This is a genomic window from Micromonospora sp. C41, assembly GCF_018070485.1.
Lineage (GTDB): Bacteria > Actinomycetota > Actinomycetes > Mycobacteriales > Micromonosporaceae > Micromonospora > Micromonospora chalcea.
Map to the genome: position 1 here is coordinate 538658 of NZ_JAGPXP010000001.1, position 24685 is coordinate 563342.

Below are 24685 nucleotides of genomic sequence, written 5' to 3' on the forward strand. Positions count from 1 at the left end.
GTGCGGCCAAAACGAAAGGCTGCGGCATAACGAAAGGCAAGGAGACAGATCTCCTTGCCACTATCAATGTATATCGCACCCCCGGTCTTGCCGCAAGGCCCCGGTGATGCCGCAGAATCATCGGCCGATGCGGGTTGAGCTGCGAAAACGGGGGCATGGCATGACCGGACGGTACGTGTGGCAACTGCACGAGGTGGACGAGGCGCGGATCGCCGCGGTCGGCGGCAAGGGCGCGCACCTGGGGGCGCTGACGCGGATCGACGGGGTGCGCGTACCCAGGGGTTTCTGCGTGACGACGGACGCCTTCCGGCTGGTGGCGCGGACGCCGGCGCTGGCCGGCCCGCTGGACCGGCTGGCCCGCGCGGACGCGGACGACCCGGCGGCGCTGCGCACGGCCGCCGCCGAGGTCCGTCGCGCCGTCGAGCGGACCGCCCTGCCCGGCGACGTCGCGGCGGCGGTCACCGCCGCGCTGGCCGCGCTCGGGGCGGACGCCGCGTACGCGGTGCGCTCCAGCGCTACGGCGGAGGACCTGCCGGATGCCTCGTTCGCCGGCCAGCAGGACACCTACCTCAACGTGGTCGGCACGGCCGAGGTGCTGCGGCACGTCAGCCGCTGCTGGGCCTCGCTGTTCACCGACCGGGCGGTGACCTACCGGCGGCGCCACGGCATCGACGACCGCGCCGTGGACATGGCGGTGGTGGTGCAGCGGATGGTCTTCCCGGACGCCGCCGGGGTTCTGTTCACCGCCGACCCGGTCACCGGCGACCGGCGGGTGGTCTCGGTGGAGGCGGGCTTCGGGCTGGGCGAGGCCCTGGTCTCCGGCCTGGTGAATCCGGACGTGTTCACGGTGCGCGACGGCGCTGTCGTCGGCCGGCGGATCGGCGCGAAGTCACGGGCGGCGCACGCGGCGCCCGGCGGCGGCATCCGGCAGGCGCCCGTCGACCCGGCGCGGCAGGCCCAGCCGGCGCTGACCGACGCGCAGGCGGTACGCCTCGCCGCGCTGGGCCGGCGGATCGAGGCGTACTTCGGCTGCCCGCAGGACGTCGAGTGGGCGGTGACCGGGGACGACGTCCACATCCTGCAGAGCCGGCCGATCACCACGCTGTTCCCGGTGCCGGCTGCCGCCGCCGACGGGACGTTCCACGTCTACCTGTCGGTCGGCCACCAGCAGATGATGACCGACGCGATGAAGCCGCTGGGCCTGTCGATGTGGCGGCTGACCGCCATGGCGCCGATGCACGAGGCGGGCGGCCGGCTGTTCGTCGACGCCACACCGCACCTGGCCACCCCGGCGGGCCGTACCGCGTTCCTGGGCATGATCGGCCGGGCCGACCCGCTCACCCGGGACGCGCTGGAGACGGTCCTCGCCCGCGACGTCGTACCGGCCGCGCCGGACCCGGCCGGCCCGCCCGCGGGTGGGCCGCCACCGCCGATCGACACCGATCCGGCGATCGTCACCGGCCTCGTCGCGCGCAGCCGGGAGTCCCTCGCCGCCCTGCGCCGCGACATCGAGGGCCGCAGCGGACCGGAGCTGTTCGACTTCCTGATCGAGGCGTTCGCCGAGCACAAGCGGGTGCTCACCGATCCGGTGAGCGCCCAGGTGATCATGGCCGGGATGCAGGCCGCCTGGTGGCTCAACGACAAGCTGGGGGAGTGGCTCGGCGAACGCGACGCCGCCGACACGCTCACGCTGTCCGCGCCCGGCAACGTCACCGCCGAGATGGGGCTGGCGCTGCTCGACGTGGCCGACGTGATCCGGCCGTACCCCGAGGTGGTGGCGTTCCTGCGGGACGCCGGCGACGGGTTCCTGGACGAGCTGCCGAAACTCCCCGGCGGCGCGCAGGCGCGGGCGGCCGTCGAGGGCTACCTGGACCGGTACGGCATGCGCTGCGTCGGCGAGATCGACATCACCCGGCCACGGTGGGGCGAGCGCCCGGCCACGCTCGTGCCGCTGATCCTGGACAACGTCCGCACCTTCACCCCGGGCGCCGCCGCGCGCCGCTTCGCCCAGGGCCGGGAGCGGGCCGAGGCGAAGGCCCGGGAGGTGCTGGACCGCCTGCGCGCGCTGCCCGACGGTGAGCGCAAGGCCGCCGAGACGCAACGCATGATCGACCGGGTACGCACGTTCGCCGGCTACCGCGAGTACCCGAAGTACGACATCGTGAGCCGCTACGCCGTCTACAAGCAGGCGCTGATGGCCGAGGCCGGCCGGCTGGCGCGCGCCGGTGTGCTCGCCGGTCCGGAGGACGTCTTCTTCCTCACCTTCGACGAGTTCCGCGAGGTCGCGGCCACCGGGCGGGCCGACGCCGGGCTGATCCGGCGGCGCCGCGAGGAGTTCCGGGCGCATCAGGCGCTCACCCCGCCCCGGGTGCTCACCTCCGACGGGGAGGCGCTCAACGGCTCGTACCGGCGCGACGACGTGCCCCCGGGCGCCCTGGCCGGGCTGGCGGTCTCGGCCGGCGTGGTCGAGGGGCGGGCGCGGGTCGTGACGGACCTGACCCGGGCCGACGTGGAGCCGGGCGACATCCTCGTCACCGCGTACACCGACCCGAGCTGGACGCCGCTGTTCGTGGCCGTCGCGGGACTGGTGACGGAGATCGGCGGCCTGATGACGCACGGCGCGGTGATCGCCCGCGAGTACGGCCTGCCCGCGGTGGTGGCGGTGCCGGACGCGACCCGGCTGATCCCCGACGGCGGGCGGATCCGCGTGCACGGCACCGACGGGTACGTCGAGCTGCTGTCCTGACCGGCGCGGCATGCTCGATGATGGAGGTCCGGCGAGCGGGGAGGCGCGATGCGGATCGGGGAGCTGTCGGCGCGTACCGGGGTCAGCGCCCGGTCCATCCGGTACTACGAGCAGCAGGGCCTGCTCGCCGCCCTGCGCACACCGAGCGGCCAGCGGGTCTTCGCCGAGTCGGCGTGGACCGGGTCCGGCTCATCCAGCGGCTGTTCGACGCCGGGCTGAGCAGTCGCCGGATGGCCGAGCTGCTGCCCTGCGTGACACACCCGGAGATCCGCACCTCGTGGCTGACCGACCGGCTGCGCGAGGAACGGGCCCGGATGACCGCCGAGATGGCACGGCTCGCGCACGCCGTCGCGGTGCTCGACGACGTGGTGGCCGACATGACAGTGACCGAGGACACCCGGGATCCGGCCGCCTGAGCGCTTGCAGTTGACACCGGTGTCAACTCCTAGCGTCGGGGCATGAACGCGACTCTGGACACCGCATCGCCCGTGACGCCGCTGCTGGAGCCGGTCACCGTCGCCGGCCTGTCGTTGCCGTCCCGCTTCGTGATGGCGCCGATGACCCGTAACCGCGCGCCGGGCGGCGTGCCGACGCCGGAGATGGCCGAGTACTACCGGCGCCGCGCCGCGGCGGGTGTCGGCCTGATCGTCACCGAGGGCGTGCTGGTGGACCATCCCAGCGCCGGCCACGAGGACACCGTGCCACGGATGACTTCCGGCGCGGCCGAGGCCGGCTGGCGCGGCGTGGTCGAGGCGGTGCACGCCGCCGGCGGCCGGATCGCCGCGCAGCTGTGGCACCTGGGCAGCCTGCGCGAGCCGGTGGACGGCGCTCCGGCGTGGACCCCCTCGGGGGTACGCGAGCCGGGCCGCCCCGCGCCGCACGCGATGACCGCCGCCGACGCGGAGGTCCTGCTGGCGGCGTACGCGGACGCGGCAGGGGTGGCGGTCCGGGCCGGGTTCGACGCGGTCGAGATCCACGCCGCGCACGGTTACCTGCTGGACGAGTTCCTGTGGCCGTACACGAACCGCCGGACCGACGCGTTCGGTGGCTCCCCGGCGCGGCGGGCGGCGTTCCCGGCGGCCGTGGTCCGCGCGGTGCGCGAGCAGGTCCCGGCACACCGGCCGGTGATCGTGCGGTTCTCCCAGTTCAAGGAGCGGGCGTTCGACGCGCGGATCGCCGAGACCCCGGCCGAGCTGGCGCGGATCCTCGGCGCGTTCGCCGAGGCCGGCGCGGACGTGCTGCACGCCTCGCAGCGTCGCTTCTGGGAGCCGGCGTTCCCCGGCTCGCCGCTGAACCTGGCCGGCTGGGCGAAGCGTCTCACCGGTCTGCCGTCGATCACTGTCGGCTCGGTCGGGCTGCGCCGGGACTTCCTGCGCGCGGGCGGCCCGGAGTCGGTGGCGGGCCTGGCCGCGCGGCTGGCGGACGGGGAGTTCGACCTGGTCGCGCTGGGCCGCGCGCTGCTCGGCAACCCGGCCTGGGTGACGCACGCCGCGGCCGGCCGGCTGGACGAGATCGTCGACTACCGCAAGGCGCACGAGGACGTCTATCCATAGGCGCCAGGGGTTGACGCCGGGGGATGTTATCGCTCACAGTCGATGGCAGGGCATGAGCGCCGCAAGGCTCACCGGGCGAGCCGCGCTGGTCGTACCCCGACACCGTCACCGGACGCGGAGTCGGGGGAGTCGCACCACCACCATCGCGTAACCCCCGGAAGAGGAATCCGCATGAGACGAAAGAGAGCCTTGCTGACCACCGGCATCCTGGCCGGCGCGCTCGCCGCCGGCATGGCGGTGGCCCTGGCGCCGGCCGCGAGCGCCGGCACCACGCTGCGCGCGGCGGCGGCCGAGAAGGGCCGTTACTTCGGCGCCGCGGTCGCCACCAACAAGCTGTCCGACAACACGTACGCCACGGTGCTGAACCGCGAGTTCAACTCCGTGGTGGCCGAGAACGAGATGAAGTGGGACGCCACCGAGCCGCAGCAGGGCCGGTTCAACTACAGCGGTGGCGACCGGCTGGTCAGCCACGCCCGCGCGAACGGGATGTCGGTGCGCGGGCACGCGCTGCTCTGGCACCAGCAGCAGCCGTCGTGGGCGCAGGGCCTGTCCGGCAGCGCGCTGCGCAACGCCGCGATCAACCACGTCACCCAGGTCGCCACCCACTTCCGGGGGCAGATCTACGCCTGGGACGTGGTGAACGAGGCGTTCGCCGACGGCGGCAGCGGCGGGCGCCGTGACTCGAACCTGCAGCGCACCGGCAACGACTGGATCGAGGCCGCGTTCCGGGCCGCCCGCGCCGCCGACCCGGGCGCGAAGCTCTGCTACAACGACTACAACACCGACGGCATCAACGCGAAGTCGACCGGCATCTACAACATGGTGCGCGACTTCAAGTCGCGTGGCGTGCCGATCGACTGCGTCGGCTTCCAGTCGCACCTGGGCACCACGATCCCCGGTGACTACCAGGCCAACCTCCAGCGGTTCGCGGACCTGGGCGTGGAGGTCCAGATCACCGAGCTGGACGTGATGACCGGCGGCAACCAGGCGAACATCTACGCCGCCGTCACCCGGGCCTGCCTGGCGGTGTCGCGCTGCGCCGGCATCACGGTGTGGGGCGTGCGGGACTGCGACTCGTGGCGCGGCTCGGACAACGCGCTGCTGTTCGACTGTTCCGGCAACAAGAAGGCGGCGTACAACGCGGTGCTCGACGCGCTGAACTCCGGCACCAACAACCCGCCGCCGACCACCACCCCGCCGCCGAACAACCCGACCACCCCGCCGCCCAACAATCCGACCACGCCACCGCCGGGTCAGGGCGGGTGTACGGCCTCGGTGACGCTGAACTCCTGGACCGGTGGCTTCGTCGCCAACGTGAAGGTGACAGCGGGCTCGTCGGGCACCCGGGGATGGACCGTCACCATGACGCTGCCGGGCGGCGCGAGCGTCACAAACACCTGGAGCGCCACCGCGAGCGGTAACAGCGGCACGGTGCGGTTCACGAACGTCGACTACAACGGCCAGCTCGGCGCCGGCCAGAGTGCCGAGTTCGGGTTCCAGGGCAACGGAAGCGGATCGGGCATGACGCCCACCTGCTCCGCCTCCTGAGCTCAGGCGTCGCGGGGGCGGTACGACGTGCCGCCCCCGCGACGTCCGGTCGCGTCCTACCTGGAGCGCCGTCTCTGTTACAAGAAAGAGACATGCACATTTCGCGCGATTGGTTGACGGGGCAACTTGTGAGCGTTAACACTCGCCGTGACGGTTACCTGTGTCACAGGGGCCCACGGAGGGGAGAGGACGCTCGTGCGCAGACGAATCCTGGCCGCAGTCAGCGGCGCCGCGCTCGCGATCAGCCTGGCCGCGTGCAGCGGCGAGGGCGCCGGAGGCGGCTCGGACACCAGCTCCGCCAAGCCCGGCGACCTGACGATCGGCGTCTCGATGCCGACCCAGACCTCGGAACGGTGGATCGCCGACGGCAACTCGGTGAAGGAGAAGTTGCAGGCCAAGGGCTACAAGGTCGACCTGCAGTACGCCGGGGACGACATCCCCACCCAGTCGCAGCAGATCGACCAGATGATCACCCAGGGCGCGGACGTGCTGGTCATCGCCCCGATCGACGGCACCGCGCTCAGCGGCCAGCTCCAGGCCGCCGCGGCCGCGAAGATCCCGGTCATCTCCTACGACCGGCTCATCCGTAACAGCCCCAACGTCAGCTTCTACGTCAGCTTCGACAACTACAAGGTGGGCGTGGCGCAGGCCAACGCGCTCCTGGTCGGCCTCGGCCTGCTGAACAAGGACGGCTCCAAGGGCACCGCGACCGGCCCGTTCAACGTGGAGCTGTTCGCCGGCTCGCTCGACGACAACAACGCCGGCTTCTTCTTCAACGGCGCGATGGACACGCTCAAGCCGTACTTCGACGCCGGGACGCTGAAGGTCAAGTCGGGGCAGACCAAGATCGAGCAGGCCGCCATCCTGCGCTGGCAGCAGGAGACCGCGCAGAAGCGGATGGAGGACCTGCTCACCTCCAGCTACAACGACGGCAGCAAGGTCGACGGCGTGCTGTCGCCCTTCGACGGCCTCTCCCGGGGCATCATCACCGCCCTGCAGAACGCCGGTTACCGCGGCGGCGCCAAGAAGATGCCGGTGGTGACCGGGCAGGACGCCGAGGTCGCGTCCGTCAAGCTCATCAACGACGGCGTGCAGAGCTCCACCGTGTTCAAGGACACCCGGCTGCTGGCCGAGCAGGCGGTGATCGCCGCCGAGGCGTTCCTGCGCAAGGAGGAGCCGAAGGCCAACGAGACCAAGGCGTACAACAACGGCGTCAAGGTCGTGCCCGCGTTCCTGCTGCCGGTCCAGACGGTCTACAAGGAGGACATCAAGTCCGTCCTGATCGACTCCGGTTACCTGACCGAGCAGGAGGTCGCCGCCGGCCGAGCCGGCTGATCCGGCCGGCGGGCCCGGTGGCGCGGTACGCCACCGGGCCCGCCCCGCTCCGGACACCACGACCACGAGCAGGACGGATACCCATGAGCGACCACATCCTCGAGATGCGTGGCATCACGAAGACCTTCCCCGGGGTCACCGCGCTGCAGGACGTCTCGCTCGCCGTACGGCGCGGCGAGATCCACGCGATCTGCGGCGAGAACGGCGCCGGCAAGTCCACCCTGATGAAGGTGCTGTCCGGGGTCTACCCGGCGGGCAGCTACGACGGCCAGATCGTCTTGGACGGCGAGCCGGTCGGCTTCCGGGGCATCCAGGACAGCGAAGCGCGCGGCATCGTCATCATCCACCAGGAACTCGCGCTGGTGCCGTACCTGTCGATCGCCGAGAACATCTTCCTCGGTAACGAGCGCCGGGGCCGCGGCGGGCTCATCGACTGGCACCGCACCAACGCCGAGGCCGCGGCGCTGCTGCGGTCGGTCGGGCTGCACGAGAACCCGGTCACCCCGGTCATCCAGCTGGGCGTCGGCAAGCAGCAGCTGGTGGAGATCGCCAAGGCGCTGTCCAAGAAGGTGCGGCTGCTGATCCTCGACGAGCCCACAGCGGCGCTCAACGACGTCGACTCGGCGCACCTGCTCGACCTGATGCGCAGCCTCCGCGACCAGGGGATCACCTGCATCATGATCTCGCACAAGCTGGGTGAGATCACGGCGATCGCCGACTCGACCACCGTCATCCGCGACGGCCGTACCGTCGAGACGCTCGACATGGCCGACGGCGGCGCGACCCAGGACCGGATCATCCGCGGCATGGTCGGGCGCGACCTGGCCACCTTCTACCCGACCCGCGACGTCACCCCCGGCGAGGAGGTGCTGCGGATCGAGGACTGGACGGTGCGGCACCCGACACAGGACCGCCTGGTGGTCGACCGGGCCTCGCTGCACGTGCGCGCCGGTGAGGTCGTCGGCATCGCCGGCCTGATGGGCGCCGGGCGCACCGAGCTGGCGATGAGCGTGTTCGGCCGCGCCTACGGCCGCGACATCAGCGGCCGCCTGTACGTCAAGGGCCGCGAGGTGCGGGCGCGCACGGTGGCCGAGGCGATCGCCAACGGCATCGCGTACGCCACCGAGGACCGCAAGCACTACGGCCTCAACCTCATCGACGACGTCCGGGGCAACATCTCGGCCGCCGCGCTCGACAAGCTCGCCCGCAACGGCTGGATCGACGGCAACCGGGAGATCCAGGTCGCCGAGCGGGGCCGGCGCGACATGAACATCAAGGCCCCGACCGTGATGTCGGTGGTGGGCAAGCTCTCCGGCGGCAACCAGCAGAAGGTCGTGCTGGCGAAGTGGCTGTTCACCGACCCGGACGTGCTGATCCTCGACGAGCCGACCCGGGGCATCGACGTCGGCGCGAAGTTCGAGATCTACACGATCGTCAACCGGCTGGTGGCCGAGGGCAAGGCGGTGGTCCTCATCTCCTCCGAACTGCCCGAGCTGCTCGGCATGTGCGACCGCGTCTACACCCTCGCGGCCGGCCGGATCACCGGGGAGATGCCGGTGCGCGAGGCCACCCAGGAGAACCTGATGGAACTCATGACCAAGGACAGGGATCTCGTCCGATGACCAGCACGAAGCCCACCCCCCAGAAGGTCGCCGCGCCCGACACCGGCGCGGCCGCCAGCCTGCACACCGGCACCAGCGATCCGCGCACGCTGATCCTCGGCAACCTGCGGCAGAGCGGCATCTACATCGCCCTGGTGGTGATCGTCGCGCTGTTCGCGGTGCTCACCGACGGTGTCTCGCTCAGCCCCGGCAACCTGACCAACATCGTGCTCCAGTACTCCTACATCCTGGTGCTCGCGATCGGCATGGTCATCGTGATCATCGGCGGCCACATCGACCTGTCCGTGGGATCGGTGGTGGCGCTCACCGGAGCGGTCTCCGCGGTGCTCGTCATCCGGGAGGGCATGCCCTGGTGGGCCGGCGTGCTGGCCGCGCTCGCGGTGGGCGTCGCGGTCGGCGCGTGGCACGGGCTCTGGGTCGCGTACGCCGGGATCCCGGCCTTCATCGTCACCCTGGCCGGCATGCTCCTGTTCCGCGGCCTCACGCTGCGGGTGCTGGACAACATCTCGCTGTCGCCGTTCCCCGAGGAGTACCAGCGGGTCGCCGCCGGCTTCCTCAACGGACTGCTGGGCGGCGAGGGCTACGACGCCTTCACGCTGTTCATCGGCGCGTTCGCCGTCGTCGGGTACGCGGTGGCCGTGTTCCGGACCCGGGTCGCCCGGGTGCGCCACGAGCAGCCGGTGGAGTCGTTCCCGCTGTTCGTCCTGCGGATCGTGGTGGTCGGCGCCGTGGTCATGTGGTTCGCCTGGCAGCTCGCCAACGCCCGCGGCCTGCCGATCGTGCTCATCGTGCTGGCCGTGCTGGTGCTGATCTACGGCCTGCTCACCCGCCGTACCGTGTTCGGCCGGCAGGTGTACGCGATCGGCGGCAACCTGCCCGCGGCGATGCTGTCCGGCGTCCGGGTGAAGCGGGTCAACTTCTGGATCTTCGTCAACATGGGCTTCCTGTCCGCCGTGGCGGGCGTGATCTACTCGTCCCGGTCCAACGGCGCCCAGCCGGCCGCCGGCAACATGTTCGAGCTGGACGCGATCGCGGCCGCCTTCATCGGCGGCGCGGCGGTCACCGGCGGGGTCGGCACCGTGGTCGGCGCCATGGTGGGTGGCCTGATCATGGCGGTGATGAGCAACGGGATGCAGCTCATGGGCGTCGACCAGTCCGTCCAGTCGGTGGTGAAGGGTCTCGTCCTGCTCGTGGCGGTGGCGTTCGACATCTGGAACAAGCGCCGGGCGGCCGGCGCCCGGTGACGGCCGGCCGGACGCTCGCCCCTTCGTCCGGCCGACCGCCGTTCACCGGCCGCAGCCGCTCACGCCCGGCTCCACCGCTGGTTGGCGTTGCCGTGGCAGGTCCAGACGATCACCCGGGTGCCGTTGGCGGTGCCCGCGTTGTCGACGTCCAGGCACAGCGACGGGAAGCGCACGTTGCTCACCGTGCCGTTGCCGTTGATGGTCCACTGCTGGTTGGTGCCGCCGTTGCAGTCCCAGATCTGCACCCGGGTGCCGGCGGTCGCGTTCGTCGGCACGTCCAGGCACTTGCCGAGCACCTGCAACGCCTGCCCGTTGGCGGTGAACTGCTGGTTGGCGTTGTTGTGGCAGTCCCAGATCAGCGTGCCGGTGCCGTTGGCGGTGCCGGCGTTGTCGACGTCCAGGCACCGGCCGGACGACTCGCTGCGCAGCCGGAACGTGGTCGGGACCGGTGGCGGGGTGGTGGTGCCGCCGCCGCTGACCCGGTAGACCACGGTGCCGTGCGCGGGCACGCTGGCGGAGATCGTGCCGCTGGTGCTGGAGGTGGCGTCGGTCCAGGCGTCGCGCAGCGTGAACGAGCTGCCGCTCTTGCCGATCGCCGCCGCCGTGGTGGAGACGGTGGTGGTCGAGCTGCCCTGGTTGAACAAGGCGACCGCCACGTCGCCGTTCGCCAGCGGCTTTGCCAGCACCCGCCGGGTGCCGTCGAAGGAGACCTGGACCGCCTGACGGCCGAGCGTGTCCTGGTTGATCGCGACCAGGTTGGCGTTGCGCAGGATCGCCAGTGTGGCCGCGTTCGCCGAGCGTACGTCGTTGCCCATCATCAGCGGCGCCGCCAGCATCGACCAGAGCGCGAAGTGGCTGCGCATCTCGGTGTCGTTCATGCCCCCTCGGCCGACCTCCAGCATGTCCGGGTCGTTGAAACCGCCGGGGGCGGCGTACCCGGCCAGGGGCACCGTGACGTCGACGATGTTCTGGATGCCCATCGGGTAGCCGTTGGTCTGGCCGGTGTTCCACGCGTTGGTGATGTCCTCGGTGGTCCGCCAGAGGTTCGCCACGTCGCTCCAGTTGCGCTGCGGCCCGGTCTTGGCGTGGTAGCTGTTGGGGTTGATGCTGTAGACGATCGGCCGGCCGGTGGAGGCCAGCGCGTCGCGCATGATGCCGAACCGCGCCACCTGGTCGTTTATCGTCCCGGTGCCGGAGCACCAGTCGTACTTGAGGTAGTCCACGCCCCACGCGGCGAACTGCCGCGCGTCCTGGTACTCGTGGTTGAGGCTGCCGGTGGCGCCGGGGAACGCGCCGCCGACCTGGGCGCAGGTCTTGTCCAGCGGCACCTGGTAGATGCCGAACAGCAGGCCACGGGCGTGCAGGTAGTCACCGAGCGCCTTCATCCCGCTGGGGAACCGCTGCGGGTGCGCCTGGAGGTTGCCCTGCGCGTCCCGGTTCGGGTTGAACCAGCAGTCGTCCACGACGACGTACTTGTACCCGAGGTCGCGCAGTCCGTTGGCGACGATCGCGTCGGCGGTCTGCTGGATGAGGGTCTCGTTGATGTTGCAGCCGAACGTGTTCCAGGTGTTCCAACCCATCGGCGGCGTACGGGCGACGCCGTTGTCCAGCGCCCGGGCCGGGCGTGGGGCGACTGCCCCGTCGGTGACGGTGGCTGCGAGCGCCACCGCCGCGACACCCAGGACGGCGAGCGTCCGTCGGGTCCATCTGCGCACTGGGTCCTCCTCGGTGGCCGGGCGCCGTCCGTGCCGGTACCCGGAAGGGAGCGGCCCGCCGGTCGCACGGCGTCGCCCGTGGTCCACGGGGACGGACGCGGCACGGCAGTTCCACCAGGGCCGGTCGGTGCCGGCGGGCGCTCGTGGGTGGTGGGGTTCCGGCGGTCGACGGGGTCGCCGTCCGTCGCCGCCCGGCTGCGGCGCCGGGGTTTCCCGGACAGCGGCGCCACAGTGTGTGGGGATGGCGAAATGTTATCGCTGACATCAAACACTGTAAATAGCCTGGCGACCCTCGGGCGGCTTGCGGCGGCCTGCTGCCGAGGGTGCCGCGGCGAGAAAAAGAGCCGCTGAGCGGCCCTCTGGGCGGCCCCGCGGCGGCGTCTGGGTCCTCGGGCCGGGGGAGTCGGGAGCGCCGAGAGAATTTCCGGAAGTTCCATCGATTGTTGTCGCTAACAGGCCGTCTGCCCGAGGTTCGACCGCGCCGTCGGCGTGGATCTCCCGGCCGGCGGCCGGGCCGGTCCGCGCGGGGCGGAGGACGCCGGTTCCGGGCGCCGCCGCTCGTTACGTAGCTGTTGCTGGGACGTGTCTTGACGGATGTGTATGTGAGCGCTAACACTAACTCCGTGACACGGCGGAGGTGCAAATGAGCGAAGTGGACGCGACCGACCGGTACGTGATCGGGGTCGACTTCGGCACGTTGTCCGGCCGGGCGCTGGTGGTCCGGGTCCGCGACGGCGCTGAACTCGGCACCGCGGTGCACGACTACCGGCACGGGGTCATCGAGACCGCGCTGCCCGACGACGGCCCGGCGTTGCCGCCGGACTGGGCGCTGCAGGACCCCGACGACTACCGCGACGTGCTGCGCCACGCCGTACCGGCAGCGCTCTCGGCGGCCGGCGTGGACCCGGCACTGGTGGTCGGGATCGGCATCGACTTCACCGCCTGCACGGTCCTGCCGACGCTCGCCGACGGCACGCCGCTGTGCGAGATCCCGGAGCTGCGCCACCGGCCGCACGCCTGGGTCAAGCTCTGGAAGCACCACGCCGCGCAGCCGCACGCCGACCGGATCAACGCGCTGGCGCACGAACGCGGCGAACCGTGGATCGGCCGCTACGGCGGCAAGATCTCCGCGGAGTGGCAGTTCGCCAAGGGGCTGCAGATCCTGGACGAGGACCCGGAGATCTACCGGCGCGCCGAGCGCTTCATCGAGGCGGCCGACTGGATCGTCTGGCAGCTGTGCGGCGTCGAGACGCGCAACGTCTGCACCGCCGGCTACAAGGGCATCCGGCAGGACGGCCGCTACCCGTCCCCGGACTACCTGGCCGCGCTCGACCCGGACTTCACCGACTTCGTCACCAAGCTGGACGGTCCGCTGCTGCCGCTGGGCGCGCGGGCCGGCGCGCTCGACGCCCGCGCCGCAGCCTGGACCGGCCTGCCCAAGGGCATCGCGGTCGCGGTCGGCAACGTCGACGCGCACGTCACCGCCGCCGCCGCCCAGGCGCTGCGGCCCGGCCGGCTGGTGGCCATCATGGGCACCTCCACCTGCCACGTGCTCAACGGCACCCACCCGGCCGAGGTGCCGGGCATGTGCGGCGTGGTCGACGGCGGCATCAGCCCCGGCGCCTGGGGCTTCGAGGCCGGGCAGAGCGGCGTGGGGGACATCTTCGGCTGGTTCGTGCGCCACGGCGCCCCGGCCGGATTCGACTCGCACGAGCGGCTCACCGAGGCCGCCGCGGCCCAGCCGGTCGGCGCGCACGGCCTGGTGGCGCTGGACTGGTGGAACGGCAACCGGTCGCTGCTGGTCAACCACGACCTGAGCGGGCTGATCGTCGGGCTGACGCTGGCCACCCGGCCGCCGGACGTCTACCGGGCGCTGCTGGAGGCCACCGCGTACGGCACCCGGATGATCGTCGAGGCGTTCGCGCAGGCCGGAGTGCCGGTCGACGACCTGGTGGTGGCCGGCGGGCTCACCTCCAACCGGCTGCTGATGCAGATCTACGCCGACGTCACGAACCGGCCGCTGAGCATCATCGGCTCCGCCCAGGGGCCGGCGCTCGGCTCGGCCATCCACGCCGCGGTCGCGGCCGGCGAGTACCAGTCGATCCACGAGGCGTCCGCCGCGATGGGACGGATCGAGGAGGCGGTCTACCGGCCCGTACCGGAGAACGTCCGGGCGTACGACGCGCTCTACGCGGAGTACCGCGCGCTGCACGACCACTTCGGCCGCGGCGCGAACGACGTCATGCTGCGCCTGCGGGCGATCCGCAACGCGGCGGTCGACGCCCGCGCCGCCGCGCCCTTGGAGGTGGTCGGATGAACAGCCAGGTCGCCGAGCTGCGCGAGACGGTGGCCCGCCTGCACCGCGAGCTGACCCGCTACGGGCTGGTGGCCTGGACCGCCGGCAACGTCTCGGCCCGCGTACCCGGTCAGGACCTGATGGTCATCAAGCCCAGCGGCGTCGACTACGACGACCTGACCGCCGAGTCCATGGTGGTCTGCGACCTGAGCGGCACTGTCGTCGACGGCGGCGGCTCGCCGTCCAGCGACACCGCCGCGCACGCCTACGTCTACCGCGCGATGCCCGAGGTCGGCGGCGTGGTGCACACCCACAGCGGCTACGCCACCGCCTGGGCGGCCCGGGGCGAGGCGATCCCGTGCTGGCTGACCGCGCAGGCCGATGAGTTCGGCGGGGAGATCCCGGTCGGGCCGTTCGCGCTGATCGGCGGCGACGACATCGGCAAGGGGATCGTCAGCACGCTGTCCGGGCACCGCTCGCCCGCGGTGCTCATGCGCAACCACGGCGTGTTCACCATCGGCCGGGACGCCCGGGCGGCGGTCAAGGCCGCCGTGATGTGCGAGGACGTCGCCCGCACCGCGCACCTGGCCCGAGCGCTCGGGCAGCCGCTGCCGATCGCGCCGGCCGACATCGACTCGCTCTACGACCGTTACCAGAACGTCTACGGCCAACGCCCGCCGGCGCCCTGACCCCGGATCGGGCGCCGCGCACCCACCCCACCACCACACCCGGACGCACCGGCTCCCCGCCGCGCGTCCGGAACATCCAACCCCGGAGGAGAACCGATGAGTACCAGGAGCACGGCCCGCAGGGTCATCGCCGCGCTCGCCGGCGTGCTGCTCGCCGGCAGCATGGCGGCCTGCGGCAACAGCGACACCGGTGGCGATTCCGGTGACGGCAACGACAAGATCGTCCTGGGTTTCTCCCAGGTGGGCGCCGAGAGCGGCTGGCGCACCGCGAACACCACCTCGATCAAGGAAGCGGCCGCCGAGGCCGGCATCGAGCTGAAGTTCGACGACGCGCAGCAGAAGCAGGAGAACCAGATCAAGGCGATCCGCAACTTCATCCAGCAGAAGGTCGACGTGATCGCCTTCTCGCCGGTGGTGGAGTCGGGCTGGGACACCGTGCTCAAGGAGGCCAAGGACGCGAAGATCCCGGTCATCCTGACCGACCGCGCGGTCGACTCGGCCGACAAGTCGCTCTACAAGACGTTCCTCGGCTCGGACTTCGTCAAGGAGGGCCGCCTCGCCGGCGAGTGGCTGGTGGAGCAGAAGAAGGCGGCGTCCGGCCCGGTCAACATCGTCGAGCTGCAGGGCACGACCGGCTCGGCCCCGGCCAACGACCGGAAGAAGGGCTTCGCCGAGGCGATCGCCGCCAACCCCAACCTGAAGATCGTCGCGTCGCAGTCGGGTGACTTCACCCGGGCCGGCGGCAAGCAGGTCATGGAGCAGTTCCTCAAGGCCAACCCGAAGATCGACGTGCTCTTCGCGCACAACGACGACATGGGCCTGGGCGCGCTCGAGGCGATCAGCGCGGCGGGCAAGACGCCCGGCAAGGACATCACCATCATCACCGTCGACGCGGTGAAGGACGGCATGCAGGCCCTCGCGGACGGCAAGTTCAACTTCATCGCCGAGTGCAGCCCGCTGCTCGGCCCGCAGCTGATGGAGCTGGTCAAGAAGGTCAAGGCCGGCGAGGAGGTCCCCGCCCGGATCGAGACCGAGGAGACCACCTTCACCCAGGAGCAGGCCAAGGAGGCACTGCCCAACCGCAAGTACTGACCCACCCCGGGGGTCGCCGTCGCGAGACGGCGGCCCCCGTGCCACCACCGTCTAGAAGAGGTCCGATGGGATGACGGGTAACCGTCCGGTCCTGACCATGACCGGCATCAGCAAGACCTTCCCCGGGGTCCGCGCGCTGCACGACGTCGACTTTCGGTTGTTCCCGGGCGAGGTCCACGCCCTGATGGGTGAGAACGGCGCCGGCAAGTCCACCCTGATCAAGGTGCTGACCGGCGTCTACGGGACCGATGCGGGAGTCATCACCCTCGACGGCGAGCAGGTCTCGTTCAGCGGGCCGATGCAGGCCGCCGCGGCCGGCGTCAGCACCGTCTACCAGGAGGTCAACCTCTGCACCAACCTGTCGGTGGCGGAGAACGTCTTCATCGGCCGCGAGCCGCGCCGGCTCGGCGCGGTGCGCTGGGGCGAGATGCGCCGGCGGGCGCGCGACCTGCTGGCCCGGCTCGACCTCGACCTCGACGTCTCCGCGCCGCTGGGCACGTACTCGCTCGCGGTGCAGCAGATGGTCGCCATCGCCCGGGCGATCGACGTGCAGGCCCGGGTGCTGATCCTGGACGAGCCGACGTCCAGCCTGGACGCCGGCGAGGTGGCGCAGCTGTTCCGGATCATGCGCCAGCTCCGTGACGAGGGCATCGCGATCCTGTTCGTCACGCACTTCCTCGACCAGGTCTACGGCATCGCGGACCGCATCACGGTGTTGCGCAACGGCACGCTGGTGGGGGAGTACCGCACCGAGGAGCTGCCGCAGTTCAGCCTGGTCGAGAAGATGATCGGGCAGGAGCTGGACGTGCTGGAGCGGCTCGACGAGCAGCAGAAACGCGCCACCGTCGACACCGCTGACGAGGCCCCGCTGGTGGACGCCGACGGGCTGGGCCGGCGTGGCGCGGTCGCCCCGTTCAGCCTGCGCATCCACGCCGGTGAGGTGGTCGGCCTGGCCGGACTGCTCGGCTCCGGCCGTACCGAGGTGGCGCGGCTGATCTTCGGCGCGGACCGGGCCGACCACGGCCAGGTCCGGCTCGACGGCGGCCGGGCGCCGGTGCGCAACCCGATCCAGGCCATCGGCCAGGGCGTCGGCTTCTGCTCGGAGAACCGGCGGGCCGAGGGCATCGTCCCGGAGCTGACGGTCCGGGAGAACATGATCCTGGCGATGCAGGCCGCGCGCGGCTGGCTGCGTCCGATCCCGCGCCGCCGCCAGGACGAGCTGGTCCGCAGGTACGTCGAGGCGCTGAGCATCCGCCCGGCCAACCCGGAACTGCCGGTGCGCAACCTGTCCGGCGGCAACCAGCAGAAGGTGCTGCTGGCCCGCTGGCTCATCACCGAGCCGCGCCTGCTCATCCTGGACGAGCCGACCCGCGGCATCGACGTCGGCGCGAAGGCCGAGATCCAGAAGCTGGTGGTGCAGCTCTCCGACGGCGGCATGGCGGTGCTGTTCATCTCCGCCGAGCTGGAGGAGGTGCTGCGCCTGAGCCACCGGGTCGCGGTCATGCGCGACCGCGAGATGGTCGCCCAGCTCGACAACGACGACACGCTCGACGCCGACCGCGTCATGCGCACCATCGCCAGCGGCACCACGCGGAAGGAGGTGACCCGATGACCGCCGTCGCCGCCCGCCTCCGCCCGCTCACCGGCCACCGCCTGTTCTGGCCGGCGCTGGTGCTCGTGGTGATGCTCGCCGCGAACACCGTCTACCGTCCCGGCTTCCTCGCCGTCGAGGTCAAGAACGGCCACCTGTACGGCACGCCCATCGACATCCTGCGGCTGAGCGCGCCGCTGATCCTGGTCGCGCTCGGGATGACGCTCGTCATCGCCACCGGCGGCATCGACCTGTCCGTCGGGTCGCTCTGCGCCATCAGCGGCGCGATCGCCTGCCTGCACATAAGCGGGGCGGCCGACCAGAACAGCCCGGCCACGGTGGCCACCGCGCTGGCGCTGGCCTTCGGCGCCGCGCTGGTGCTCGGCGCGTGGAACGGCGTGCTCGTGGCGGTCATCGGCATCCAGCCGATCATCGCCACGCTGATCCTCATGGTGGCCGGCCGGGGCATCGCCCAGCTGGTCACCGAGGGGCAGATCATCACGATCAACTCCGGGCCGTACCGGGCGATCGGGCTCGGGCACTTCCTGACGCTGCCGCTGGCCATCCTGATCGCGCTCGCCGCCGCGCTGCTGGTGGCCGCGTTCACCCGGCGTACCGCGCTCGGCCTGATCGTCGAGTCGGTCGGCGGTAACGCCGAGGCCAGCCGGCTGGCCGGCATCCGGTCGCGGCGCATCGTCTTCCTCGTCTACGTGATCAGCGCCGCCTGCGCCGCGCTCGCCGGCTTCATGGTCACCGCGAACGTGTCCAGCGCCGACGGCAACGCCGCCGGCCTGTGGATCGAGCTCGACGCGATCCTGGCGGTCGTGATCGGCGGCACGTCGCTCGCCGGTGGCCGGTTCTCCCTCGGCGGCACCGTCCTCGGCGCGCTGATCATCCAGACCCTGACCACCACCGTGTACGCCATGAACATCTCGCCGCAGACGTCGCTGCTGTTCAAGGCGGTCGTCGTCATCGCCGTCTGCCTCGTGCAGGCCCCGGCGTTCCGCGCCCGGCTGCGCCGGCGGCGGCGCGGGACCGAGCCCGGGCCGGCGGCGCCGCAGCGGGAGAAGGAGCAGGTGCCGGCATGAGCAGCACGTCGTTGACCACCGGCCGCTCCTGGCGGCCCAGCCTGCCCCGGCGGCACGTCCCGGTGCTGGCGACGCTCGCCCTGCTGCTCGTCATGTACGGCATCGGCGTGTCCCAGTACCGCGCGTTCTCCAACATCCAGGTCGTCTTCAACGTCTTCATCGACAACGGCTTCCTGCTCGTGGTCGCGGTCGGCATGACGTTCGTGATCCTCACCGGCGGCATCGACCTGTCCGTCGGCTCGGTGGTCGCGATGACCGCGATGGTGTCGGCGTCGCTGCTGCGCGACGGCCTGCCCGCGGCGCTGGTGCTGGTCATCGCGCTGCTGATCGGCCCGACGCTGGGCTTCCTGATGGGCTGCGCGATCCACTTCTTCGAGATCCAGCCGTTCATCGTCACACTCGCCGGGATGTTCTTCGCCCGCGGCATGTGCACGTTCATCAGCGACTCCTCGATCTCCATCACCGACGGCTTCTGGACGTCGATGTCGCAGCAGCGCATCGGCGACCCGGCCGGCAACTTTGTCTCGATCAGCGTGCTCATCGCGTTCGCGGTGGTGCTGATCGCGGCGTACGTGCTGGCGTACACCCGGTTCGGCCGCAACGTGTACGCGGTCGGCGGCAACGCGCAGTCGGCGCTGCTGATGGGCCTGCCGGTGGCGCGGACCCGGATCGCCGTCTACACGATCAGCGGGCTCTGCTCGGCCATCGGCGGCATCCTGCTGTCGTTCTACACGCTCTCCGGCGCGCCGCTGATCGCCGTCGGGATGGAGCTGGACGTGATCGCGGCTGTGGTGATCGGCGGCACCGTGCTCACCGGCGGTTCCGGGTACGTCTTCGGCACCGTGCTCGGCGTGCTGGTGCTCGGCGTGATCCAGACCCTGATCACGTTCGACGGCAGCCTCAACTCCTGGTGGACCAAGATCGTGATCGGCGGGCTGCTCTTCGCGTTCATCCTCCTCCAGCGCCTCATCGGCATCCGGTTCAAGTGACGGTTCCTAGCGCGGAAGGCAACAACATGGCAACTCACCCCCAGCCCGAGGTCTGGTTCCTCACCGGCAGCCAGGGCCTCTACGGCGAGGACACCCTGCGGCAGGTCGCCGAGCAGTCCCGGCAGATCGCCGCGCGCCTGGACTCCTCGCCGGACATCCCCGTCCGCGTGGTCTGGAAGCCGGTCCTCACCTCCAGCGCGGACATCCTGGCGGTGTGCCGGGACGCGGCCGTGCAGGGCGCGGTCGGGGTGATCGCCTGGATGCACACGTTCTCCCCGGCCAAGATGTGGATCTCCGGGCTGGACGCGCTACGGACGCCGCTGCTGCACCTGCACACGCAGGCGAACGTGGCGCTGCCGTGGGACGAGATCGACATGGACTTCATGAACCTCAACCAGGCCGCGCACGGCGACCGGGAGTTCGGGTTCGTCCAGACCCGGCTCGGGGTGGCCCGCAAGACCGTCGCCGGCCACGTCACCGACCCGCGCGTCGTCGGCCGGGTCGCGGCCTGGGCCCGGGCCGCCGTCGGCTGGTCGGCGCTGCGGACGCTGCGGCTGGCGCGCTTCGGCGACAACATGCGCGACGTCGCGGTCACCGAGGGGGACAAGGTCGAGGCGGAGCTGCGCTTCGGCGTATCGGTGAACACCTACGGCGTCAACGACCTCGTCGCGGCCGTCGACCAGGTGGCGGACGCGCAGGTGGACGACCTGGTCAAGGAGTACGACGACACCTTCCGGGTGGCGCCGGAGCTGCGGCCCGGCGGGGACCGGCACGACTCGCTGCGGTACGCGGCGCGCCAGGAGCTGGGCCTGCGCGCGTTCCTGGAGGCCGGCGGGTTCCGGGCGTTCACCACGAACTTCGAGGACCTCGGCGGGCTGCGCCAGCTTCCCGGGATCGCGGTGCAGCGCCTGATGGCCGACGGCTACGGCTTCGGCGGCGAGGGCGACTGGAAGACCTCGGTGCTGGTGCACACGCTCAAGGCGATGGCCGTCGGGGTGCCGGGCGGCACCTCGTTCATGGAGGACTACACCTACGACCTGACGTTCGGCCAGGAGCTGATCCTCGGCGCGCACATGCTGGAGGTGTGCCCGAGCATCGCCGCCGACGTGCCGAGCGCGCAGGTGCATCCGCTGAGCATCGGCGGGCGGGAGGACCCGGTGCGCCTGGTCTTCGACGCCGCGCCCGGCCCGGCCGTGGTGCTGGGCATGGCGGACATGGGGGAGCGGTTCCGGCTGGTGGCCAACGCGGTGGACGTGGTGCCGCCGCCGCACCCGCTGCGCCGGCTGCCGGTGGCGCGCGCGGTCTGGCGTCCGCAGCCCGACCTGGCCGGCTCGGCGGAGGCGTGGATCACCGCGGGCGCGCCGCACCACACCGTGCTCTCCCAGGCCGTCGGCGTGGAGGAGCTGCGTGACCTGGCCGCGATGGCTCGGACCGAGCTGGTGGTCATCGACGCGGAGACGCGCCCGCACCGCTTCGCCGACGAGCTGCGCTGGAACCAGGCGTACTACCGGCTCGCCCGGGGCTTCTGAACCCCCTCGCCGCCCGCCGCGCCGACCCCGCGTGGCGGGCGGCGTGTTACGCCTTGACGAACGCCATGTTATCGCTCACAGTCGATGGATAGGGTCACCGGCACCGCTCGCGGGCCGTTCCGGGCGCGATCTGCGCCGCAGTTGCCAGGGATCCGACTCCCGCCTGGGTGGGCATCGCTGTTAGCGATAACGCCGACGTCGTCGGCGCGCGTCGCCGTGCCCGGGCTCCGGTCGACGAAGGAGGATCATGGTGACGGCTCGACTGTCCCGTGGACGTGGACGCCTGTCCCGGCTGCTGGCCGGGGTGGTGGCGCTGCTTGTCGGTGGCGTGGTGGTGGGCGCCGTGCCCGCGCCCGTCTCCGCGGCCACCGTGGACACCAGCGCGTACTACGTGCTGGTGAACCGCAACAGCGGCAAGGCGCTGGACCTGTACAACCAGGCGACGAACGACGGCGCGCGGATCACCCAGTGGACGCGCAACGACGGCGCCTGGCAGCAGTGGCAGTTCGTGGACTCCGGCGGTGGCTACTACCGGCTGCGCTCCCGGCACTCGGGCAAGGTGCTGGACGTGACCGGCGCGTCCACCGCCAACGGGGCCGCGGTGGTCCAGTGGACCGACCACGGCGGCACCAACCAGCAGTTCCGGCTGGCCGACTCCGACAGCGGGTACGTCCGGCTGATCAACCGGAACTCGAACAAGGTGATGGAGGTGCAGAACGCCTCCACCGCCGACGGCGGCAACATCGTCCAGTACGACGACTGGAACGGCGCGAACCAGCAGTGGCAGCTGGTGCGGGTCGGCGGCAACCCGGGTGACCCGGGCACGCCGAGCGGCAACTTCACCAACCCGGCGGTCTGGCAGGACTTCGCCGACGTCGACATCATCCGGGTCGGCGACGTCTACTACATGTCCGCCTCCACCATGCACTACTCGCCCGGCGCGCCGGTGCTGCGCTCCTGGGACCTGGTGAACTGGGAGTTCGCCGGGCACTCGGTGCCGCGGCTGGAGTTCGGCACCAAGTACGACCTGAGCGCCAGCGAGCAGGCGTACGTGGACGGCATCTGGGCGTCGACGCTGAACTACCGGCCGAGCAACCGCACGTTCTACTGGGCCGGGTGCATCGATTTCGCGCAGACCCACATCTACACCGCCACCGCCGTGGACGGCGCGTGGAGCCGCCTCGCCACCATCCCCAACTGCTACTACGACGCCGGCATGCTGATCGACGACAACGACACCATGTACGTCGCGTACGGCAACGGCACGATCAGCGTGGCACAGCTCTCCGCCGACGGGCGCAGCCAGGTGCGGGCGCAGCAGGTCTACCAGACGCCGTCGAGCATCGGCACGCTGGAGGGGGCGCGCTTCTACAAGCGCAACGGCGCGTACTACATCTGGCTGACCCGGCCGGCCAACGGCCAGTACGTGCTGAAGTCCACGAACGGCCCGTTCGGCCCGTACGAGCAGCGGCAGGTGCTGCTGAACCTGCCCGGCCCGATCTCCGGTGGCGGCGTGCCGCACCAGGGCGGGCTGGTGCAGACGCAGACCGGCGCCTGGTACTACATGGCGTTCACCGACGCCTACCCGGGCGGCCGGATGCCGACGCTGGCGCCGATCACCTGGACCTCCGACGGCTGGCCGCAGCTGCAGACCGTCAACGGGGCCTGGGGCGCGAGCTACCCCAACCCGCTGCCGACCCGCCCGGTCAAGCCGCTCACCGGCACCGACACGTTCTCCGGCACCACGCTCGGCCCGCAGTACGAGTGGAACCACAACCCGGACAACAGCAGGTGGTCGGTGAACAACGGCCTGCGCCTGCAGACCGCCACCGTCACGAACGACCTGTACCGGGCCCGCAACACGCTCACCCACCGCATCCAGGGTCCGACCTCGACCGGCACCATCGAGCTGGACTACTCGACCATGCGCGACGGTGACCGGGCCGGCCTGGCGATGCTGCGGGACAGTTCGGCCTGGATCGGCGTACGGCGGGACAACGGCGCGACCCGGGTGGTGATGACAAACGGTCTGACCATGGGCTCGAACTGGAACACCACGAGCACCGGGACGGAGATCGCCGGCGCGGCGGTGTCCGGCGGGCGGATCTGGTTGCGGGCCAACGCCGACATCCGGCCCGGCTCCGGACGGCAGGCGCGGTTCTCCTACAGCACCGACGGGGTGAACTTCGTGTCGCTGGGCAACGCGCTGACGCTCAACAACGCGTGGCAGTTCTTCATGGGCTACCGGTTCGGCTTCTTCAACTACGCCACGCAATCGCTTGGCGGCGCGGTGACGGTGCGGCAGTTCTCGCTGACGACACCGTGACAACGGTCACCATTCGCGGCCGTTGACACATCTTCCATAGCTCGGGGTGCGGCTCCGGCAATCGCCGGAAATGCCGCACCCCGGGCCCAATTCCACCCGCTCCGAGCTGCCTGTTCGTGCCGCTGCGCAACGGAAGGGAATGAGCCGCCTGTCGATTCCGCGATAATCGGCGCGCCACGGTGGGAACGGTCGATCTGCGGTAGCGATACCGATGGGACCGCTGGCGTAGACTGTCGCCACCCGGGACGGTCCGGTCGAGATCGACCGGGTGTGGCCGCCGCGGGCAGTGGCGAAAGTGAGGTGGCCGTGCGCGGTCCTGCGATGACGGACGTGGCTCGCCTTGCCGGGGTTTCGCACCAGACGGTCTCCCGGGTGCTCAACGGGCATCCCAACGTGCGTGAACAGACCCGGCTGCGGGTCCAGGCCGCCATCACCGAGCTCGGCTACCGGCCCAACCGCGCGGCCCGCGCGCTGGTGACCGGCCGTTCCCAGGTGATCGGCGTGGTCGCGCAGAACACCACGCTGTACGGCCCGGCGTCGCTGCTGGCCGCGCTGGAGCAGACCGCCGCCGAGGCGGGTTTCGCGGTGAGCGTCGGCAGCGTCCGCGACCTCGACCACCGTTCCATCTCGGCGGCGGTGGAGCGGCACCTGGCGCACCGGGTGGCCGGCATAGTGGTGATCGCGCCCGTCGAGTCGGCCGGGGAGGCGCTGGAACGGCTGCCCCACGACGTGCCGCTGGTGACAGTCGACGGCGACCCCCGGCGGCCGATCCCGCTGGTCACCGTCGACCAGGTCGCCGGCGCCCGGGCCGCCACCGAGCACCTTCTCGCGGCCGGGCACCGCACCGTCTGGCACGTGTCCGGCCCGTCGGACTGGTTCGACAGCGCCGGCCGGATCGAGGGGTGGCGCGAGGCGTTGCGGCAGGCGGGCGCCGAGGTTCCGCCGCTGGTCCCGGCGGACTGGTCCGCTGCCGCGGGTTACCGGTGCGGGCAGATGCTGGCCCGGATGCCGGAGGTCACCGCGGTCTTCACGGCGAACGACCACCTGGCGCTGGGCGTGCTGCGCGCGCTGCACGAGCACGGCCGCCGCGTACCGGACGACATCAGCGTCGTCGGGTTCGACGACGTGCCCGAGGCGGCGTACTTCATTCCGCCGCTGACCACGGTGCGGCCCGACTTCACGGCGGTGGCCGCGGCGAGCCTGGACCTCCTGCTGGCCCAGATCGAGTCGGAGTCGGCCGGCCCGCTGCGCCAGACCATCGCCCCGACGCTGGTCCCGCGCCGAAGCGTGGGCCCACCCCCCACCCGCTGACCCACCCGGCG

Annotated in this window: 18 protein-coding genes; 17 read left to right on the forward strand and 1 reads right to left on the reverse strand. The window is 71.4% G+C overall.

Annotation, left to right across the window (positions count from 1 at the left end):
* Positions 1 to 160 precede the first annotated feature (160 nt).
* The 8 genes from rph (at position 161) to mmsB (ending at position 10048) form a co-directional block, all read left to right on the forward strand.
* Entirely contained in the window at positions 161 to 2746 is a 2586-nt protein-coding gene (gene rph / locus KBX43_RS01525; RefSeq protein ID WP_210882527.1) for a rifamycin-inactivating phosphotransferase, read from the forward strand.
* Between the two features lie 48 nt (positions 2747 to 2794).
* Positions 2795 to 2965: a MerR family DNA-binding transcriptional regulator gene (locus KBX43_RS32200; RefSeq protein WP_374225966.1), complete on the forward strand. Its 171-nt coding sequence runs from the start codon at positions 2795 to 2797 to the stop codon at positions 2963 to 2965.
* Complete coding sequence (locus KBX43_RS01530; RefSeq protein ID WP_374225967.1) at positions 2920 to 3162, forward strand: hypothetical protein; 243 nt, start codon at positions 2920 to 2922, stop codon at positions 3160 to 3162. The genes KBX43_RS32200 and KBX43_RS01530 overlap by 46 nt, the downstream gene beginning before the upstream one ends.
* Positions 3163 to 3204: 42 nt before the next feature.
* Entirely contained in the window at positions 3205 to 4299 is a 1095-nt protein-coding gene (locus KBX43_RS01535; protein WP_210882529.1) for a 12-oxophytodienoate reductase, read from the forward strand.
* A gap of 171 nt (positions 4300 to 4470) precedes the next feature.
* On the forward strand, positions 4471 to 5847 hold the full coding sequence (locus KBX43_RS01540) for an endo-1,4-beta-xylanase (RefSeq protein WP_043323298.1): 1377 nt from the start codon (positions 4471 to 4473) through the stop codon (positions 5845 to 5847).
* A gap of 195 nt (positions 5848 to 6042) precedes the next feature.
* Positions 6043 to 7182, forward strand: coding sequence for a multiple monosaccharide ABC transporter substrate-binding protein (chvE, locus tag KBX43_RS01545; RefSeq protein ID WP_069088438.1), 1140 nt, complete (start codon positions 6043 to 6045; stop codon positions 7180 to 7182).
* A gap of 83 nt (positions 7183 to 7265) precedes the next feature.
* On the forward strand, positions 7266 to 8804 hold the full coding sequence (mmsA, locus tag KBX43_RS01550; protein ID WP_064445617.1) for a multiple monosaccharide ABC transporter ATP-binding protein: 1539 nt from the start codon (positions 7266 to 7268) through the stop codon (positions 8802 to 8804).
* Entirely contained in the window at positions 8801 to 10048 is a 1248-nt protein-coding gene (mmsB, locus tag KBX43_RS01555) for a multiple monosaccharide ABC transporter permease (RefSeq protein ID WP_043323303.1), read from the forward strand. The genes mmsA and mmsB overlap by 4 nt, the downstream gene beginning before the upstream one ends.
* 59 nt (positions 10049 to 10107) lie before the next feature.
* Here mmsB and KBX43_RS01560 read toward each other — a convergent pair whose 3' ends face one another.
* Entirely contained in the window at positions 10108 to 11763 is a 1656-nt protein-coding gene (locus tag KBX43_RS01560; RefSeq protein WP_210882536.1) for a glycoside hydrolase family 27 protein, read from the reverse strand.
* Positions 11764 to 12406: 643 nt separating this feature from the next.
* Between KBX43_RS01560 and araB the strand changes: the two genes are divergently transcribed.
* The 9 genes from araB to KBX43_RS01605 all read left to right on the forward strand — a co-directional run bounded on the left by araB (position 12407) and on the right by KBX43_RS01605 (position 24674).
* Positions 12407 to 14080, forward strand: a complete 1674-nt coding sequence (gene araB / locus KBX43_RS01565; protein WP_210882544.1) for a ribulokinase — start codon at positions 12407 to 12409, stop codon at positions 14078 to 14080.
* Positions 14077 to 14748, forward strand: coding sequence for an L-ribulose-5-phosphate 4-epimerase (locus KBX43_RS01570; RefSeq protein WP_043323308.1), 672 nt, complete (start codon positions 14077 to 14079; stop codon positions 14746 to 14748). The genes araB and KBX43_RS01570 overlap by 4 nt, the downstream gene beginning before the upstream one ends.
* A gap of 96 nt (positions 14749 to 14844) precedes the next feature.
* The gene (locus KBX43_RS01575; protein WP_043323310.1) at positions 14845 to 15840 is read left to right on the forward strand and encodes an ABC transporter substrate-binding protein; all 996 of its coding nucleotides are present in this window, start codon (positions 14845 to 14847) and stop codon (positions 15838 to 15840) included.
* Positions 15841 to 15910: 70 nt separating this feature from the next.
* On the forward strand, positions 15911 to 17452 hold the full coding sequence (locus tag KBX43_RS01580) for a sugar ABC transporter ATP-binding protein (RefSeq protein ID WP_043323312.1): 1542 nt from the start codon (positions 15911 to 15913) through the stop codon (positions 17450 to 17452).
* Positions 17449 to 18519 carry an ABC transporter permease gene (locus tag KBX43_RS01585; protein WP_043323315.1) on the forward strand — a complete coding sequence of 357 codons (1071 nt, stop codon included), beginning with the start codon at positions 17449 to 17451 and terminating at the stop codon, positions 18517 to 18519. Before KBX43_RS01580 ends, KBX43_RS01585 begins: the two co-directional genes overlap by 4 nt.
* Entirely contained in the window at positions 18516 to 19508 is a 993-nt protein-coding gene (gene yjfF, locus KBX43_RS01590; protein WP_043323316.1) for a galactofuranose ABC transporter, permease protein YjfF, read from the forward strand. Before KBX43_RS01585 ends, yjfF begins: the two co-directional genes overlap by 4 nt.
* Positions 19509 to 19534: 26 nt before the next feature.
* On the forward strand, positions 19535 to 21037 hold the full coding sequence (araA, locus tag KBX43_RS01595) for an L-arabinose isomerase (protein ID WP_043323318.1): 1503 nt from the start codon (positions 19535 to 19537) through the stop codon (positions 21035 to 21037).
* 247 nt (positions 21038 to 21284) lie between these two features.
* The gene (locus KBX43_RS01600; RefSeq protein ID WP_231915421.1) at positions 21285 to 23363 is read left to right on the forward strand and encodes an RICIN domain-containing protein; all 2079 of its coding nucleotides are present in this window, start codon (positions 21285 to 21287) and stop codon (positions 23361 to 23363) included.
* 321 nt (positions 23364 to 23684) lie between these two features.
* Complete coding sequence (locus KBX43_RS01605; protein ID WP_176722811.1) at positions 23685 to 24674, forward strand: LacI family DNA-binding transcriptional regulator; 990 nt, start codon at positions 23685 to 23687, stop codon at positions 24672 to 24674.
* Positions 24675 to 24685: the final 11 nt, after the last annotated feature.